Here is a 16,906-nt window from a genome sequence, read left to right as displayed (position 1 = left end):
CCTGAACCCGTACAGTTGTTAACCAGCGAGTCACAAGGGGGCGCGATATTCGCACACTTTGTCGCTATTTTCACCCATTTATTGGCAAAATTTTGTGTTTATTTTGCTTAGTGGTGATGCATTTGTGGTCAGTTTGCTTAAACGAGAACCAAGCAAGGGCCGCGCGCTATGCTTGATCGGCAATTTCTGGTAACAATGTGGACGCTAAAAGAGAAGTCTTATTAAAGGATCCGCCGTGTCAGGCCTATTACGAATCATACTTATCGACACCCATCTCAATGGCGTGGTCGAACTGAAACTGGACCAGCATAGTAATATCTGCGGGACCAACGCCTCGGGTAAAACCACCCTGCAACGTTTGATTCCGGTATTCTATGGCGAATACCCCAGCCGAGTTGTCCCCAGCACCCGCGACAGCTTTGAGCGCTGGTACCTGCCGCGCGAAGCCAGCTACATCAGCTATGAGTATCAACAGCATGACGGCCAAATTGCTCAGGTGATCCTCTCCAGCGCCCGCGAAGAACAAGGCGTAAAGTACCGCTTGGTGGGCAAGCCTTTTGATCTGGAAGACTTCGTTAAACAGCGCAGCGACACCGGCATTCTGTGTTTTAGCCCCGACGAGTTGGGCCGCGCCTTCAAAAAACGCGAATACCAAGAGCAACCGGTGGCCGTGAGCCGCATGCTCAACACCCGCCAGTACCGAGCGATTATCCAGAATGACCGCGGCCTGCAGCTAGCCAGCGATGGCGATATCAAGCAGTTGGCACAACGCTTCTCGATGTGTGACCCGCGCCATAGCCTGCGCCATATCGAGAAACTGGCCAAGGCAGTGCACTCCAAAGAAGGCAAGATGGAGACCATCAAGTCGATGATTGCCGCCATCTTGGAAGAAGACGGGGTATCACTCACCCCTACCAAGGTGAATGCCGCCAACGCCCAGAGCTGGATCCAAGAAAGCCAGTTGATTGAGCACTTCGAATCGAATCGTCCGAAGTTTGTGAAGTTGGAGCAATCCTTTCATCAACTGCAAAGTAACCTTGAACGCCTCAGCCAGCTTAACCGCTACCTAAAAAACGATCAGGCGCTACTGGCCGCCGACAGTGAGTCCCAGCAAAACCAGCTGCAAGGCGCCAAGCTTGCGCTACAACAGCTGGAAACCCAGTGGAAGGAGCAGAGCTTTGAGCTGCAAAAACGGCTGAGTCAGGCGCAAGCCGACGAGAGCACCTTCGATGAGCAGCTCAACCAGATTGAAGACCAGTACAACCACTGGCAAGACAAAGACATCGACAGCCTGGTGGATGAGCTGGAGCTGCTGCCCAGCCGTCGTGAGCAGCTGGCCGAGGTTACCCAGCGCCACCAGCTGTTAACCGAACAGCACAGCAACATCGAGGCGGCATTTAACCAGCGCAAGAGCGAGACCAACGAGCAGTTGAATAACGCCCTTGCCAAGCTACACCCAGAGCTGACTACCATCAGCGAGCAGCTCTCCCGCGAACGTCAGCAGCAGCAACAAGAGATCAGCCAGCTAGAGCGCCAGCATCAGCAGCAACAAAGCGAGCTTAAGCAGCGCTTCTCCGAGCAGCAGCATCAGCGCCAGCTCGAGCAGGTGGAGCTCAAAGCCAAGGCCGCTAACTTGGGCTTCGATGCCGAGCAAAACAACCAGCTCAATCAGCTGGATACCCGTTTAGAAGATGCCCAAGCCAAGCTACAGCACTTTAGCCAACAGCGCCGCAAGCAAGAGCAGCTGCAACGCCAGGCGCTGGAAAGCCAGCACGACTGCGACAAGCGCCTGACTCAGGCGCGCCATGAGGCGCAAAGCGCGTCGCGCCAGATTGCCGATTTGCGCGAGCAACTGCACCCACAAGATAACAGCCTGCTGGCCAACCTGCGCAGCGAAGCGCCGGGCTGGGAAGAGCACATCGGTAAGCTGATTACCCCCGAGCTACTCAGTCGCCGCGACCTGAAACCGGAGTTCCACGGCGAATCCGATAGCTTTTTCGGCCTCAAGGTCGACCTCAAAGCCATCGAACTGCCTGCACATGCCAAGAACGAGGCTCAGCTTAAGCAAGAGCTGCAACTGGCTGAGGCCGAGCTGGAGCAGTATCAGCTTCAACAACAACAAGCCGAGCAAGCGCTCGCCGAGGCCAACAGCGAGCTGCAAAAGGCCAAATTCAGCCTCAACCAAGCCAGCTCAGCCGAGGCCAATGCCGAGGAAAAACTCAGCCACCTGCAACAAGAAAAGCAGCTACTCAAAGAGCAGTTTAACCAACAGCTGGAAACCCGCCGCCTCAGCCTGCAGCAGCAGCTTACCCAGCTGCAAAAGGCGCTTGATGCCGCAGATGTGCAGCACCAAGAGCACTTGAGCGAGTTGGAAGAGCAGGCCCAAGAAACCCGCCTCGAGAAGATGGCCTGGTGGCAAGAGCGAGTCGATGAACTAGAAGACAAAGAGCGCCGCGCCAAGAAGCGCATCGGCGAGCGCCAACAGCAAGCCAAGCAAGCACTGGACGAGGCCGAGCAGTGGTATCGCGCCGAGCTGCAAAACCAAGGGCTGGACGATGCCATGATCATCGACCTGGCCAACCAGCAGAAACAACTCAAACAGCAGATCCTTAGCGCCGAAGAGAGCCAGGATCTGGTGAACGAATACCGTATCTGGCACAAGCAGGTGTGGCTACAGCAAAAACCGTCGCTGCTGGATAAGCTGCAACAGGCCAAGCAGGACCACAGCCAAGCCAAGCAAGACTTCGCTCAAGCTCAGGCAAGCTTCAAGGCCAGCCAGCAACAGCAACAAAGCGAGCTCAAGCAGTTACAGCAGAAGCTCGACGAGCTCACCGCCCTACAAGAGCAGCTGGCAGGCCAGCTAAAACAGCTCAAGCAGCTACAACTACCGCCACTCTCTAGTGAGCAACTCAGCGACCCAGACCAAGCCGCGATTGCCGAGCATCTGCGCGAAGCCGAGCAAGCCCTGCACCAACGCAAGCAGCAGCTGCAGCAAGTTGAAGATGGGGTGCGCAAGTTTGATAGCCTGCTAGCCCAGCAAGCCGGCAGTGAGTTCAGCGATATCTGGGAGCGAGCACGCCAAGAGCACCTGCGCCTGGATGCCGACGGCGATAGCATCACCGATTACGTAGCACTGGTGCCGACCTTGAGCGATCTGCTTAACGGCCTGCTGCCGCAGAAGATCCAGGGTCTTATCGAGCTGGGTCGCAACTTCGGTATGAGTATCTGTAACTTCTACCAGAACCTGCGCGATATCGACCAACGCATCGAGAGCCAGAGCCGCCGCATCACCAAGGAGATCGGCGAAGACCTGAGTCTTGATGGCGTCAGTGGCTCGGCGGTGAAGATCCGCTCCAAGATCGCCGAACTGGAGTTCTGGGGCGAGCTGGAAAGCTTTGTCAGCCACTACCAACAGTGGGAAAAACAGGGCTTTAGCCAACTGCCCGAGAGCGACTACGCCCTGTCGATGAAACAAGCGCTGGAGATCATTGGCCGCAGCGCCCTCAAAGAGGGGATTGGCCGCCTGCTGATGGTGGAGCTGCACCTACGCGAAGGCAACAGCGACCTGATTATCCGCACCGACCGCCAGCTCAACGAGAGTAGTAGCCACGGTATGGCTTATTTGATCCTGTGTAAGTTCCTGCTGGCCTTTACCCGCCTGCTGCGCGGTAACGCCGACAGCGCCATTCACTGGCCAATCGATGAGCTGGGCACCCTGCACCAAAGCAACGTGAAGAAGATCTTCCAAGCCTGCGATCACAACAACATTCGCATTCTCGGCGCCTTTCCCAACCCCGAGTCGGAGGTGCTGGACTTGTTCACCCACCGCTACATCATCAACCGCGAGAAGCGCCAGCTACAAACCGTGCAGCCACGGGTAAGCGCGCTCCAGCAAAAACTCGAACAAGCCCGTAAAGCGAAGGAGGCCAGCTAATGAGTGCCGCAATGACTGAAAATGGCCGTGTATTAGAAGCCCTGCTGCAAGGCCAGTTTATCTGCGCCGTTAGCGATGAAGACGCCTTCAGCTACTTAGGCTTAGAAGCCAACCGCGCCACCATCAACCACCAGCTCGCGCCGCTGAACCGTCGCCTGGCCAGCGCCTGCGACGGCGAAGTTTACTTCTGCGCCTATGAGGTGCTGGGCGATGATGAGCACCGGGTGCTGAGCTCGCAGTTCCAAGAGATTGCCACCCACCTACATCCTTTAGTGGAATGGCTGCTACTGGCCCAAGAAGCGCAAGGCAGCGATGCCCCGCTATCGGCCGGCGATCCACTACGCCTCAACGAACTACAGAGCGTGATTGAAGACACCCCAGCGCTGCGCGAGCAGCTGGCCAAAGTGGCTCAATACCGCCTGTTTGGCTCTACCAGTAACTCGGTGGATGGCCAGCTTAAGCAGGTATTCAAGCGCTTGGTGGAGCACGGCTACTTTATCCGCCCCAACCCCGAGCGGCTGATCTACACCGCCACCGCCAAGCTGGACTACCTCTACGAGCTGCTGCGCTTTATCGATGAGGCGGAAGACCTGGCGCTCGAACAGCACGCCATGGATGCACTCAATCAGCAGGAGACCTTGCTGTGAACCCCAACCTGCTAAAAGCTGGTAAGCGCCTGTTTAAGCTGTTGGATCGCAACAGCGAGGCGCTAATTGAAGGCTATGCCAATGGCCAACTAAACGAAGCCGAGCTGGACGCCAAGCAGGCCCAAGCGCTGCTGCAAGCCGGCTTGGTGTTTCGACCTGACGCGGATAGCCCGTTGATGCTTAGCTCCAACCTGCGCAGCCTGCTGGAAGAAGCGCTCAGCGATATCCGTAACCGCGAGATTGATGCCAACGTTGGCACCCGCTTAAACAGCCTGAAAACTCTGGCCAGCCACTATAAAGAGGCGCGCCACCAAGGCGATCTGGCCGCCGCCGATGCCTACTTGCAGGATCTGACCCAGCATACCTACCAGCTAACCGAGAGCCTGCGCCACAGCACCCGAGCGCTTTGGAGCCGGATCAACAACGAGTTTGGCTATGTGGCCAGCCTCAGCGCCAAGATCCGCGAAAACCAACTGGCCCAGCAACAAGTCAAAGAACTGCTCGACAGCCTGTCGCTGCTTAGCTTTGAATCGCTCAGCCAAACCGCCGGCGATATTCGCGAGCTGCGCCGCTTGCTGGTGCTGCACTTAGCGGTAGCGGTGGAAGAGTGTACCCAAGAGCTGGCCGTGGTGCAGTCGCGCCTACTGGCGCTGCTAGGCCGCTTCCGCGAACTGCGCGGCAAGGCGCGCTTGCTCAAGGGCTTTGCCCTCCACTGCGAGCGCCAGCCCGATTACCAGCCGAAGGACTGGACGCTACAAAGCCAGCTACCTGATCTGCTGAATCAACCGCCAGCCTGTATTCGCCCGGCAGCGGTAGATATTCGTCATCAGGACCATGAGCAGCCGCTGCTGAGTTTGGCCAGCAAGCTTAAGCCGCGCCGGCACAATCAACACGAGCCGGAAGCCTCCAGCGAGCTAAGCCTGGAAGCCAGCGAAGAGTTCGCCCTGAGTGAGCAGCAGATCAAGCGTGATGTGGAAGACTACCTCGTCTCCAGCTTCGATAGCCTGCAACAGCTGAGCGCCTTGGATTATCTGGAGCAGAATGAGCTGACATGGCCAGCCGAAGTGTGGCTGTATCAGGTATGGGGTAGCTACCACGCCCTACCCGACGAACAGCGCCAGTACTTTAGTTTGGAGCATCACGAAGAAGACTATGGACAGTTTACCGGTAACCGGATCGTGACCGACATTACCGTGGCGGTGCGCTGATATGGCACTCGAGGCTTATGCTGCGAACAGCAGGGTAAGCCTCGACTTGCCCTACTGTTCGCAAATACACATCGCCGCAGTCTCAGCTCGGCGCCCCCTCCTAGTTTCAGCAAGATTACCTCAAGAAAGTCAGTAAATCGGACGGTTGGAGCACGCCAGCCAACATTTAGCTGTCTGGTCGAATCAATGGGCACGATGCCTGCGTAGATTTCGGCTTAGTAGAAACCAGCGTAATTCAACAGCTTATGATCAAGCTGCAAATTCCGCTTTTCCTCGAAAAGAGGCAACAAGATCAAGCAGAATAACCCGCTCAAAAAGCACTAATTGGTTGTTTACGCTGGAGCTAATTGCAATAGTGTGAGATAAATCCCACTTATCGCTGACGTTTTTTTGCACGATTAAATAGTGCTAGGCTATTTAACTGGTCGGAGCTTTCCTTTAGAATGCGCCGCCACTGTATCCATATGGGTTAAACGATGAAAGTAGTCGATTTTATCAAGACCAAGCGCGAAATCTTGGCGAACAATCCTCTGGAGCTAAAGGACTGGCTTTCACCATCACTGCGTGACTACTGGATGGAATTCCTGAATAAGGCGAATCAGACTCAACTGGCGAGTCAGGTTCGCGAGAGCTTGGTGAGCAATGGCCAAGCCACCAGCGCAGTGAACGGCAGCGATGCCGAACAAGCTATCGCAGTAGAGCCTGCGAAGCCCGCTATTGAGTTGAGCGCAGAAGCGCAAGCGGAGTACGACACGCTGTTGCCACAGGTGGGCGAAGAGATCCACGTGGGCGAATGGCTGCACTTGGATCAAAAGCGCATCAACGAGTTTGCTAACGTGACCATGGATCATCAGTGGGTACACACCGATCCTGAGCGTGCCGCCAGCGAATCCCCCTTTAAGACCACCATTGCCCATGGCTTCCTGACCCTATCGCTGATCCCTTATCTGAGCGACAGCGTCAATCCTGAGCAGCCACAGCACCCCAACGCTAAAATGGTGGTGAACTATGGGCTGAATCAGGTGCGTTTCCCTTATCCACTTAAAGTCGGGAACAACGTGCGAGCGCGCACAAAATTACTTAGTGTGACCCCCATAAAACGTGGTCTGGAGCTAGTAAAAGAGATGAAAGTGGAGATCGAGGGTTGCCGTCGCCCGGCATGTGTGACTGAATCAGTAATCAGACTCTATTTCTAAGGCCTGCCTTAAGCCCAAACAGTGAATAATGCAGGCGTGTTGGAGAAATGCCCATGCCTGCAGAATTTCAGCTTCACTCTTCTCAGCACCTGCACCTTGGTGCCCAATCCTATCGCTACCTATTGTCTGAGCCCTTAGGCTATCAACCGGCCGACGGTTGGCCCATGGTGGTATTTCTGCACGGCCGTGGCGAGATTGGCGGCGATATCAGCCATCTTGAAGACTTTGGGCCACTGCGTTATCAGCAGCGCCATCAGCTGGCCGCATTCACCCTAACCCCGCACGTACCGGAAGGACGCATGGGCTGGGAGCTGGATGAGCTAGAGAGCCTGTTAGACAAACTGATGGCACGCCACCCCATCAACCCTAAACGGGTCTACCTCACGGGCCTGAGTATGGGCGGCTTTGGCGCACTTAACTGGGCGCTGCGTTCCCCACAGCGCTTCGCTGCCCTCGCTCCCATTGCCGGTGGCGATCCCAACTTGCTGGCTCCTTGGTCGATGCAGTTGGATGCCCGACCGATCTGCGCCACCCTATACAAACGCCTCAATCAGCTGCCCATTTACCTAGCCCATGGCCTGCTCGACGATGTGGTGCCCGCCAAATTCTCTCAAGAGTTGTTTGATACCTTGGGACAGTTGCCAAGAGAGGCCACCCTCAACTACATCCAATACCCGCAGATTGCCCACCCTTCCTGGGAGCCAGTCTACGACTCTCCCGCCTTTTGGGCATGGCTGCTGGAGCAGCAGCAATCCTCGGTTGCAGATAGCGAGCCGGTGATTGCCGACATGCACGAGTATCAAGGGCGCTATGGCAGTGAGGATGACTTTGTCACCATCCATCAAGGTGGACGCTTGGAGCTGCACTGTCAGGACCAAGACGGTCAGATGATGGAGCTGCCACTGGCGGCAATGGGGGAGGACATGTTCAGCTGCAGTATTGGTGTGCTGCGCTTTATCCGCGAACAGGGCGAACTGAAACAGTTAGTGCTCGCCCGCCTTGCCTTGCTCGACAAGCTCGATTAATCGAGGATCCGCTTGCTATAACAGCTAGTATCGATATCCAGTAGCTCTACCGAGAGTTGCTGGATCTTGGGTGCTTGCGCTTCCAAGGCTGTCAGCATAGCGCCGCTCAAGCGTTGTTTTTGCTCTGCACTGCGCCCCGGGAACAGGTGGATGCGCAGATGCACAAAGCTTGGGTCGGCAAAATCGGTTTGGTAGTAGGCAAAACTGCTAGCCCTGACTTTTACTGTTCCTTCAGCAAACAGCTGGCTGTCTTTGGCACAGCGATAGACCGCGTGAACCAGCGCTTGAACATCCAGCGTTTCTTCCAGTTCACTGGCATATTCAATCAGGCAATGGGGCATGGCTTGCTCTCCTTTTCGAACAAATTCCAACTAGTCAAATTTTAGGCATTGTGGTGGACAATGCTTTCGGGTAATATCCGCGCGATTTCGCTCCAAAGTAGACATGGATCACAGTTTTGGCGCCTGCGATAAGGATAACTGCGCCCTGCCTACGGAGTCCTTATTTAGCATATTCAGGATCACTGTTACATGACAAGCCAAACCACTGCCAATCCAGCACCGCTGGGCCTGATGGGCTTCGGTATGACCACCGTACTGCTCAACATCCACAACGCGGGATTCTTCCCAATCGATGCCATGATCTTATCAATGGGTCTGTTCTACGGTGGCTTGGCACAGGTAATTGTTGGCATCATGTGCTTTAAGCGTGGCGATACCTTCGGTACCACCGCGTTTACTTCTTACGGCCTGTTCTGGCTGACCTTTGTTGGCCTATTGGTCATGCCCAAGATGGGCCTGGCAGAAGCTAGCCCGCATGCTTACATGGGCTGGTTCCTGGCGATGTGGGGCCTGTTCACCGCCTTTATGTTTGTTGGCTCACTGCGCTACCCGGTTGCCAAGCAAGTGGTATTCGGCAGCCTGACCATCCTGTTCTTCCTGTTGGCGATCCGTGATTTCACCGGCAACGAGCTGATCGGCACCATTGCTGGTTGGGAAGGTATCTTCTGTGGCCTGTCTGCTATCTACTTCGGTATGGCACAGGTACTGAACAACGAATACGGCCGTGTGATCCTGCCTATCGACCGTAAAAAGCCAGAGCTAAAACTGGCTGCAGCAGCTTAATTGCTCGCCTTGGGCAAGCGCATCTGCTTGCCCTTGCCTGCCACTGCAACAGTATGATTCTGTTGCGCTTCACCTTTCCAGTTCGCACGCCTTGCCCGGGTAATCAAAGCGCTGTAAATTAGTTGCCAAGTCGTTAAATACTTAAGTACTTGCTGTGACTTTATCCCCCAAATTACTGCTTTGTGCAGCTGCAGTGGCCGTATTGGGTCTGGCGAGCGGTTTCCTCGTTCAGCAGTTTGTTCGCTCATCGCCGACGCAGGTTTATCACGCTTGTGAGCTGGATGCTCAAGGCAGCTGCAGCTGGCAGATCGAGCAGCAACAATGGCAGGTATCGCTGCCAGGACGCGAGTTGGCCTCGATGCAACTGCATCCGATAGATATCCAAACCAGCAGCGAGTTTGCGCCAGAGATAACCATGACCATTGCCGGCATCGATATGTTTATGGGCGAGATCAATCAAACCCTGCAGGCCGATGAACATGGCCGCTATCACAGTGAGGTGTTACTGCCTTACTGCACATCGGGAGAGATGCGCTGGTTGGTACGCATTCAATCCAACGATCCACAACATCCCATTCAATTAGGCTTTGAGGTAAACAGTCAATGAAGACGTGGCAGTGGGTCGTGACGATCCTGATAAGTTTCGCGCTGGGCTTCGCCAGCTTTCGCTTTTTTGCCCCCGATGAGCCAGCACCAATAGCTACTGCGCCCGCTTCAACAGCGCCCATTCAGGTGCCCGCTGAGCTACTTAACATCACCAGTAGCGATGGTCGCTTTAGTGGCCTTCAGCCTACGCAAGCTCTGTATATCGCCTACTTTGGCTTTACCCATTGCCCGGATGTTTGCCCCACCTCTTTAGCGATGTTATCCGGAGCCTTTAACGCCTTGAGCCCGCAGCAGCTTGCCGCCGTGCAAGGCCTGTTTATCACCCTCGACCCCAAACGGGATACCCCAGAGAAAAGTACTGTGTATGCGGGATACTTTCATCCCAACATCGTTGGCCTGACTCCACATGAGGGCCAGTTGCTGGGTTTGAGCCAGCAGCTTGGGGTGTATTACAAGTATGTCGACACGCCTGACTCGGCGATGGAATACAGCGTGGATCACAGCTCGTTTTTCTACCTACTTGACGGACAGGGTCGCCTGCTGGAGCGCATTCCCCATACCTTGGATCCCCAGCCCTTGGTTGATGCGATCATCGCTCACATAGACAACTAAACACTTTTCACCGGAGATACCTATGACACGGACGTTATTCATCTCGCTGTTGCTTAGCCAGCTTGGCCTGCTCAGCATTCCCGCCTTCGCCGAGATCATTATTGCTCATCCCTATGTACGCGCTACCCCTCCGGGCGTGACTACCTCTGCCGCCTTTATGCATATTAAAAATGATGCCGCGTCTTCGCTCAGCTTAGTCAGCGCAACCACCCAACAAGCCAGCAAGGTAGAGCTGCACACCATGGTGCAAGAGGGCGATATTATGATGATGCGCCAAGTCGATGCGATAGACCTGCCTGGCAATGGCGAAGTGATGCTCAAACCCGGTGGCTTACATGTGATGCTGTTCGGTTTGGAAAAGCCTTTAGTGGAAGGAGACAGCCTGAAGTTGGAACTGCAGTTTAGCGATGGCTCAAGCCAACAGATTAGTGCGCCAATCAAGAAAGTGGCAGCGGGCATGCAACATCATAAGCATCAGCACTAAACGCTAAACAATACGACAAGCAATAAGCACTAACAAGACGAGAGCTTGCCTCTCGTCTTGTTAATCGATAACTAACGCTCCATAAAATCATCAATCACCAAACCATAGTCCCGCGCTGACACAGCCTGGAGAATCTCCTCTTCCTCAGAGCCATTTAGATCGATCAGCTTAAAGGGACACTGCGCATCCGTGGCCAGGTCGAACACCTGCTTAACCTTGGGTCGCAGTGGCTTCATCTCGTTACGCTGTATCACCACCGCCAAATGATCCGATTTAAGCTTCACCATGGTCCCTACCGGATACACACCGATGCAGCGGATAAACTTCTCCAGCAGCACCTTGTCACATTGGGTGCCTGCGCCACCGAGTAAGGTCCGAAATGCCTCGGTTGGCGTCATACCACTTTTATAGACACGGTCGGCGGTTAAGGCATCGTAGCAGTCCACAATCAGCGCCATACGCGAATATACGCTCAGTTGATTACCTTTAAGGCCCAAGGGGTAGCCGCTGCCATCCAGCCTTTCATGGTGGTTGCTGGCCACCTCAATCATAATCTCACTGAAGCCGCGCTGTTTACTTAGGATCTCTTTGGAGTGGACAACGTGCTCGCGCATGATCGTCAGCTCAGCATCATCTAGGCGGCCAGCTTTATGCAGCACCTCGTCGGGGGTCATGATCTTACCAATGTCGTGGAGCATGCCGCCAATCAACAACTGACGCTGTACCTGCTTATCCATCCCCAACGAGCGGCCAAAATACGCTAATAGCATCCCAACATTCAGCGAGTGCTCCATCAGATAACGGTCTTTGGCGCGGATCTTGGCCAGGCACAACAGGGCATCGCTGTTGTTATCCAATGAGTCGATTAACGCACCAGCGGCCTTCTCCATCGGCCGGATATCGATGGGCTCACCCTGGCGCAACTGCTCAAAGTACTTACCTTGCAGCGATTTTGCTTCGTTGAAGATAGCCTTAACTTTAGTGCCTTCGGTGGGCGGCTCTGGCTGCGGGGGGGATTCAGGTAGCTTCTTCTCTTCCAGCTCTTCAGGCTCGCTAGAAAACCGGTGGGGAGAATCGAGTTGAACTTTGACTTTCCTAATACCTTTTTTTTGCAGTAAGGCAATCTGCTGGGTGCTGGAGATGCGACCAGACTGGGACAACGAGGCTTTACCGGATTGCTCCGCAATGCCGACCACAAGCATGCCCACCTGTAGCTGGTTAACGGGAACCACGGTTAGCTTTACACCACTATTCGTCATTCGTATTTATGCACTCCGTGCGTTTTATATGGTTCGCATTCCCTGCGCCGTGAGCCCACTGGCTTCAATCTCTTGGGCCAGCTCATGTACTTTCAGTTTGTCTAAGGCACTGAAGCCTCCCTTTTTAGGGCTGAGGGAGGAAAAGTTCAGCGTACCGAAAACCCGCTGCTGATACCATATCGGCGTGGCGATATAGCTCTCTAGTTGCAAGGCTTGGTAGCAAGGGTGCAGGCTCCAGTCGCTGAGCTTGGCCACATGGTCGATGGCAATCATCTGTTGTTGCTCAACCACCGCCTGACAGTAGGTGTTGGTGAGCTCATAGCGGTCGCCTACTTCAACAAAGCCTAGCTCTGAGTAGACGTGCAACACCAAGTAGTGGTCGCCATCCACTTGGCTGATAATGCCCATCTCCATACCCAGTTGCTGCGTATGCTGTTTTAACCAGTTGTCCCAATCCATGGCAAGGTCAAGTAATTGTTAGTTCAATCAAAAAGGTAAACTATTTTCAGGGATTTCGCGATCCTCGTATACTCACAGTATGGATGCTATCACTATTGTTCGGATTACTATTTTCCTCGGTCTGTGCGTGAGCTTGCTGCTGTTGGAAGCGCGCTGGCCAAAGCACAATCGGGCTATTCCACGTAGCCAGCGCTGGCCGGCCAATTTTGCGATCCTGGCCTTGGGGCAGATCCTGACCCGCTTACTGCTTCCCTTATCTGGCGTTGGCCTGGCTTGGTATCTGCACGCACAGGGATGGGGGCTGGGCAACTGGCTGTCGCTCCATCCGCTGGTTTGGGGCGTGGTCTGTGTATTGCTGTTGGATGCCCTGATCTACTGGCAGCATCGACTATTCCATCGCATCCCTTGGCTGTGGCGCTTGCACCGGGTGCATCATGTTGATCAAGACTTCGATGTAAGCTTGGCGCTGCGCTTCCACCCCATCGAGATTGTGCTGTCGCAGCTGCTGAAACTGGCGGCCATCACGTTGTTGGGTGCCCCAGCTTTGGCAGTGGTGGTGTTTGAAATGTTGCTCAATGGTATGGCGATGTTTAACCACGCCAATTTGGCCTTGCCCGAGCGCTTGGAACGTTGGCTACGTTATCTGGTGGTGACCCCGGATATGCATCGCATCCACCATTCACAGCGCCCGGATGAGCACCACCGCAACTTCGGCTTTAGCTTGTCGTGTTGGGACCGCTTATTTGCCAGCTACCGTCATGCGCCGCGAGAGGGCCAGCAAGGGATTCAATTTGGTCTGAAGAACTGGCCGGATAGCCGCGATAATCAGCGCTTACTCGGCCTGTTGCTGCTACCGTTTCGCAAGCGCTAAGCGCACACTGCGCCTCGGAGCGAAACTCAAAGCCCTGCTTTTGAGCCAGCTCGGGTATAATAGCCGCGCTCGTAATTAACCCTTCTCTGTATAACCTAACTGGCTGCAACCAAACTGGAAACCATGTACACCGGACTGTTATTGATCTTAGGCGCCTTGTTCGCCGGCTACTGTATTCGCATTCACTCTCGTTCCCTACAGTTGGTACTGCGCCGCTTTAGCAGCGCCATGCTCTACCTGATTCTGTTCCTGATGGGCTTTGGCCTGGCCTTGGTCGAAGACTTAGGCAGTAACCTACTGGCGATGCTGCAACAAACCCTGTTCTTGGTCGGCGCATTGCTTATCGCGAACTTAGGCTGCTTGTATCTGATTGGCCGCTATCTGGCGATGCCAAGTCCTCACAGCGAAACCGCCGGTCAATCGAAAGGCGCCTCATTGGCTGAGCCGCTGCGACTGATTGCCACTGTGGGCGTTGGCCTGCTACTGGGTTTACTGCATGGCCAAGCGCTCCCCGCTCAGTCTGCCATTGCCGAGTGGGCACTGGTGGCGCTGGTGTTCGCCATCGGCATCGACCTGCGCGCTGCCGGGATCAGCCTGCGCCAACTACTGCTAAATCGTCGTGGCTTGCTGATCGCCCTTACTGTGGTGGTAAGCTCAATGCCGGTGGGCTTGGCGGCGGCCTGGTATTTTGAGCTGCCGTGGGCGGCGGGCCTAGCGATGACCAGCGGCTATGGCTGGTACTCGCTGTCGGGGGCGCTGATTGGCGACGGCTTGAACCCGGTTCTGGGTAGTACCGCCTTTATGGTGGATATGGGCCGGGAGCTACTTACCTTGCTGCTGATCCCCGTGCTGATGGGGCGCAGCCCAGCGGCGATTATCGGCTATGCCGGGGCCACCGCCATGGACTTTTCACTGCCGATGCTGCAACGCGCCGGCGGAAACCAGATCGTACCGGTTGCCATCGCCAGCGGCTTCATCCTCAGCCTGCTCTGCCCGGTGCTAGTGCTATTCTGGCTTGGCTTGGTCTAGCCGTGCGACCTCTTCTCTGAGCAGCTCAAGGTCGCCCGGGAAGTCGTGCACCAGCTGATGGATCCAATCCTCCACGTTATCTTCCCATGCGGGTAGCTCGGGGCTTTGGATCTTATTGGCCAAACGTTGTAAACGCGCCAAGCCCACCGAACCGGCAGCGCCTTTGATCTTGTGCGCCTCACTGGCAATGCCTTCCTGATCCTGAGCGGTCAGGTTCGATTCGAGGATCTTCAGATAGCCCGGCATCACCTCCGCGAACAGCTCCACGCTGTCGATAAAGATCTCAGGACCAAGGTTCTCTACAAACTGCGCGATTAAGTCATAATCGAGCACCGGTTTCGAGCTGCGGCTTAGCACCACATGGGACGGTAGTTTCTTGGCCGCAGCCTGACGCTCGGGCTGCTGTTCCTGTTCACCGATATAGAAAATCTTGTTCAAACAGCCAACCATCGCGTTGTAGTTGATCGGCTTGTTGACGATATCGATGATGCCGGCGTCATCAAAGTCGGCCCGGTCGCGGATCACGTTGGCGGTCAGAGCCACCAACGGCGGCAAGTGCGAGGCGGGGAAGCGCTCGCGTAATCGCTTCGCCACATCAAAACCGGTCATATCTGGCAGCTGTATATCCAGCAGGTACAGGTCGAAGTCATCAGGGTTGAAGTTATCCAAGGCCTCGGTGCCGGTCATGGCCACCGCCACAGTGTGGCCAAGCTTCTCTAGCAGCGCTTTGGCGATGGTGACGTTAAGCTCCACGTCTTCCACCAGCAGGATCTCCAGCGGCGGATGCTCAATCTGCTCTGCCTGTTCAGGCAGGCTATCTAGCTCCACCTCTAAACTGATGGTAAAGCAGCTGCCCTTACCCGGTTCACTCTCTACCTCTAAATCGCCGCCCATGGCTTGCACCAGCTGACGCGAGATAGCCAAACCGATGCCGGTACCGGTGGCCTGCTTGCTGCCTTTGGCCTGATAGTACATGGCGAAGATCTGCTCTTGCTCCTCTTCGGGGATCCCGGGTCCGGTGTCATGCACCTCGATGCGCAGGTCTACGCAGTTGTCGTGCTCGCTTTCAAAGGCGCGCACCACCACCTCAATCTTGCCAGACTCGGTAAACTTCACTGCGTTGTGACACAGGTTCCACAGCACCTGCCGCAAGCGAGTCGCATCGCCATTGATCACGGTGGGCACCGGGCCGTGTTGCTCCATGCTAAATGCCAACGACTTGGAGGCTACCTGCAGGCGGGTCAGGGTTTCGATATCGGTCAGTAATGCTTGGAAGTCCATCGGCGCTAAGGCCACGGCAAAGCGGCGCCGGTCCAGCTTATCCAGGTCGATGATGTCGTTAAAGATGTTCCCCAGCGAGGTAGCGCTGAGCAAGATGGTGTTCACCTGCTTGCGCTGCTCTTTATCCAGCGGGGTATCCAGCAGCATTTGGCTTAGCCCCACAACACCATTAAGCGGGGTACGCAGCTCGTGGCTGAGGGTAGAGATAAATTGGGTCTTATCGCGGTTGGCTTTTTCCACGCTGGCTTGGTGTTGCATGCGCTCAGTGATGTCCCGGCCAAAACCAAGCAGCCCCAAGCGCTTACCGGTGTGCGCATAAAACGGCACCTTACGCAGCTCGAAGTAGGCCTTGCGGCCATCGGGGTATTCCAGCCACTGCTCGTAGGTCACCAGGTCATCGCTTTCAAACACCTGCCGGTCGGTTTCGATGATCCGCTGCGCCACTTCGTCAGGATAAACATCGTAGGGGGTGAGGCCGATCAGCTCTTTCTCGCTATGGCCGGTTAGCTCTTCGTGGGCGCGGTTGCAGCCGTAGAAGCGCCCCTCTTCGTTGCGGTAGTACACCAGATCGGGGGAGCTGTCGATAAAGCTACGCAACAGGGCGTAACGCTCATCGGACTCGGCTTGGGCGATCTGACGCTGTTTCACCTCGCGCTCGAGCTTAAAGATCGCCTGACTCCGCTCCGACTCTGCGCGCTCACGCTCTTCGATCTCGCGGTTAAGTTGGTCGATGTTGGCCTGCAGGCGGTTGGTCATCTGCAGGTCTTTGGCACGCATCTGCTCGAGTTTGCGGATCATCCCGGTTAGACGCTGGCGCGACTCCTCCAACTGCTCGACGATCACCGACATAAAGAACACCGCCCACGGGGTGATAATCAGGCCGAAGAACACCGACCGCACCAGATCCACCGAGGATACATCGCCGGTCAGCGCAAAGGTGACGCTCACCTGAATGGTTAGCGCCACCAAGATAATCAGCACCGCTAAGGTCGCGCTAAACCTCACCACGCCAAGGCGCGACAACAGGAATACGTAGTAAGTAGCGAGCTTCTTGAATGGATGCATGCTTATCTTCCGTTAGCTATCAGGAGGGTCGAATAATACCCCCATAGAAAGTTGGTTAATTTTGACTTGGCTTTTATGGTATAACTAGCCAACTTTTTTCCCTCTC

At 55.3% G+C, this 16,906-nt stretch carries 15 protein-coding genes; 11 read left to right on the top strand and 4 right to left on the bottom strand.

The annotated features are described in order from the left end of the window. Window positions 1–235: 235 nt before the first annotated feature. The 5 genes from G461_RS0118020 (at window position 236) to G461_RS0118000 (ending at window position 8,010) form a co-directional block, all read left to right on the top strand. A complete protein-coding gene (locus G461_RS0118020) occupies window positions 236–3,934 on the top strand; it encodes an ATP-binding protein (protein ID WP_026972895.1) in 3,699 nt (1,232 codons plus the stop codon). Further along, a complete protein-coding gene (locus G461_RS0118015; RefSeq protein WP_026958614.1) occupies window positions 3,934–4,581 on the top strand; it encodes a hypothetical protein in 648 nt (215 codons plus the stop codon). Before G461_RS0118020 ends, G461_RS0118015 begins: the two co-directional genes overlap by 1 nt. Beyond that, window positions 4,578–5,789 (top strand): hypothetical protein, encoded by a 1,212-nt coding sequence (locus G461_RS0118010; RefSeq protein ID WP_026972894.1) that lies wholly within the window; start codon window positions 4,578–4,580, stop codon window positions 5,787–5,789. Before G461_RS0118015 ends, G461_RS0118010 begins: the two co-directional genes overlap by 4 nt. A 476-nt stretch (window positions 5,790–6,265) precedes the next feature. Continuing rightward, on the top strand, window positions 6,266–6,985 hold the full coding sequence (locus tag G461_RS0118005) for a MaoC family dehydratase (protein WP_026972893.1): 720 nt from the start codon (window positions 6,266–6,268) through the stop codon (window positions 6,983–6,985). A 53-nt stretch (window positions 6,986–7,038) separates the two neighbouring features. Further along, entirely contained in the window at window positions 7,039–8,010 is a 972-nt protein-coding gene (locus tag G461_RS0118000) for a carboxylesterase family protein (protein ID WP_026972892.1), read from the top strand. Here G461_RS0118000 and G461_RS0117995 read toward each other — a convergent pair. Then, window positions 8,007–8,351, bottom strand: a complete 345-nt coding sequence (locus G461_RS0117995; protein ID WP_026972891.1) for a 5-carboxymethyl-2-hydroxymuconate Delta-isomerase — start codon at window positions 8,349–8,351, stop codon at window positions 8,007–8,009. The two genes, G461_RS0118000 and G461_RS0117995, sit on opposite strands and share 4 nt — an antisense overlap. A 189-nt stretch (window positions 8,352–8,540) precedes the next feature. Between G461_RS0117995 and G461_RS0117990 the strand changes: the two genes are divergently transcribed. From G461_RS0117990 to G461_RS0117975, 4 genes are all read left to right on the top strand, one after another. After that, window positions 8,541–9,134, top strand: a complete 594-nt coding sequence (locus tag G461_RS0117990; protein ID WP_026972890.1) for an acetate uptake transporter — start codon at window positions 8,541–8,543, stop codon at window positions 9,132–9,134. 154 nt (window positions 9,135–9,288) lie between these two features. After that, the gene (locus tag G461_RS0117985) at window positions 9,289–9,741 is read left to right on the top strand and encodes a hypothetical protein (protein ID WP_157360362.1); all 453 of its coding nucleotides are present in this window, start codon (window positions 9,289–9,291) and stop codon (window positions 9,739–9,741) included. 17 nt (window positions 9,742–9,758) lie between these two features. Further along, entirely contained in the window at window positions 9,759–10,352 is a 594-nt protein-coding gene (locus tag G461_RS0117980; protein ID WP_211236295.1) for an SCO family protein, read from the top strand. A gap of 22 nt (window positions 10,353–10,374) precedes the next feature. Then, a complete protein-coding gene (locus G461_RS0117975; protein WP_026972887.1) occupies window positions 10,375–10,836 on the top strand; it encodes a copper chaperone PCu(A)C in 462 nt (153 codons plus the stop codon). Between the two features lie 71 nt (window positions 10,837–10,907). Here the strand turns inward: G461_RS0117975 and G461_RS0117970 are convergent, their stop codons facing one another. Together G461_RS0117970 and G461_RS0117965 are read right to left on the bottom strand one after the other, a co-directional pair. Next, complete coding sequence (locus G461_RS0117970) at window positions 10,908–12,095, bottom strand: cyclic di-GMP phosphodiesterase (protein ID WP_035480674.1); 1,188 nt, start codon at window positions 12,093–12,095, stop codon at window positions 10,908–10,910. 24 nt (window positions 12,096–12,119) lie between these two features. Further along, window positions 12,120–12,554: a GAF domain-containing protein gene (locus tag G461_RS0117965; protein ID WP_026972885.1), complete on the bottom strand. Its 435-nt coding sequence runs from the start codon at window positions 12,552–12,554 to the stop codon at window positions 12,120–12,122. Between the two features lie 79 nt (window positions 12,555–12,633). Between G461_RS0117965 and G461_RS0117960 the strand changes: the two genes are divergently transcribed. Beyond that, window positions 12,634–13,425 (top strand): sterol desaturase family protein, encoded by a 792-nt coding sequence (locus G461_RS0117960; RefSeq protein ID WP_026972884.1) that lies wholly within the window; start codon window positions 12,634–12,636, stop codon window positions 13,423–13,425. A 123-nt stretch (window positions 13,426–13,548) separates the two neighbouring features. Further along, window positions 13,549–14,454: a LysO family transporter gene (locus G461_RS0117955; RefSeq protein WP_026972883.1), complete on the top strand. Its 906-nt coding sequence runs from the start codon at window positions 13,549–13,551 to the stop codon at window positions 14,452–14,454. On the opposite strand, the gene arcB is transcribed toward G461_RS0117955, so the two are convergent. Then, on the bottom strand, window positions 14,431–16,800 hold the full coding sequence (gene arcB / locus G461_RS0117950) for an aerobic respiration two-component sensor histidine kinase ArcB (RefSeq protein WP_026972882.1): 2,370 nt from the start codon (window positions 16,798–16,800) through the stop codon (window positions 14,431–14,433). The genes G461_RS0117955 and arcB overlap by 24 nt on opposite strands. Window positions 16,801–16,906 lie beyond the last annotated feature (106 nt).

This window comes from Aliagarivorans marinus DSM 23064, from assembly GCF_000429485.1.
In the GTDB taxonomy this organism is placed as follows: domain Bacteria; phylum Pseudomonadota; class Gammaproteobacteria; order Enterobacterales; family Celerinatantimonadaceae; genus Aliagarivorans; species Aliagarivorans marinus.
Note: the sequence above shows the minus strand (reverse complement) of the source record. Positions and strands in the feature narration are given on the sequence as shown.

Excerpts from the sequence above, each read along its gene's own strand:
- G461_RS0118015 (WP_026958614.1), top strand. The coding sequence starts at position 3,934 with ATGAGTGCCGCAATGACTGAAAATGGCCGTGTATTAGAAGCCCTGCTG.
- G461_RS0118005 (WP_026972893.1), top strand. The coding sequence starts at position 6,266 with ATGAAAGTAGTCGATTTTATCAAGACCAAGCGCGAAATCTTGGCGAAC.
- G461_RS0118000 (WP_026972892.1), top strand. The coding sequence starts at position 7,039 with ATGCCTGCAGAATTTCAGCTTCACTCTTCTCAGCACCTGCACCTTGGT.
- G461_RS0117995 (WP_026972891.1), bottom strand. The coding sequence starts at position 8,351 with ATGCCCCATTGCCTGATTGAATATGCCAGTGAACTGGAAGAAACGCTG.
- G461_RS0117990 (WP_026972890.1), top strand. The coding sequence starts at position 8,541 with ATGACAAGCCAAACCACTGCCAATCCAGCACCGCTGGGCCTGATGGGC.
- G461_RS0117975 (WP_026972887.1), top strand. The coding sequence starts at position 10,375 with ATGACACGGACGTTATTCATCTCGCTGTTGCTTAGCCAGCTTGGCCTG.
- G461_RS0117970 (WP_035480674.1), bottom strand. The coding sequence starts at position 12,095 with ATGACGAATAGTGGTGTAAAGCTAACCGTGGTTCCCGTTAACCAGCTA.
- G461_RS0117965 (WP_026972885.1), bottom strand. The coding sequence starts at position 12,554 with ATGGATTGGGACAACTGGTTAAAACAGCATACGCAGCAACTGGGTATG.
- G461_RS0117960 (WP_026972884.1), top strand. The coding sequence starts at position 12,634 with ATGGATGCTATCACTATTGTTCGGATTACTATTTTCCTCGGTCTGTGC.
- G461_RS0117955 (WP_026972883.1), top strand. The coding sequence starts at position 13,549 with ATGTACACCGGACTGTTATTGATCTTAGGCGCCTTGTTCGCCGGCTAC.
- arcB (WP_026972882.1), bottom strand. The coding sequence starts at position 16,800 with ATGCATCCATTCAAGAAGCTCGCTACTTACTACGTATTCCTGTTGTCG.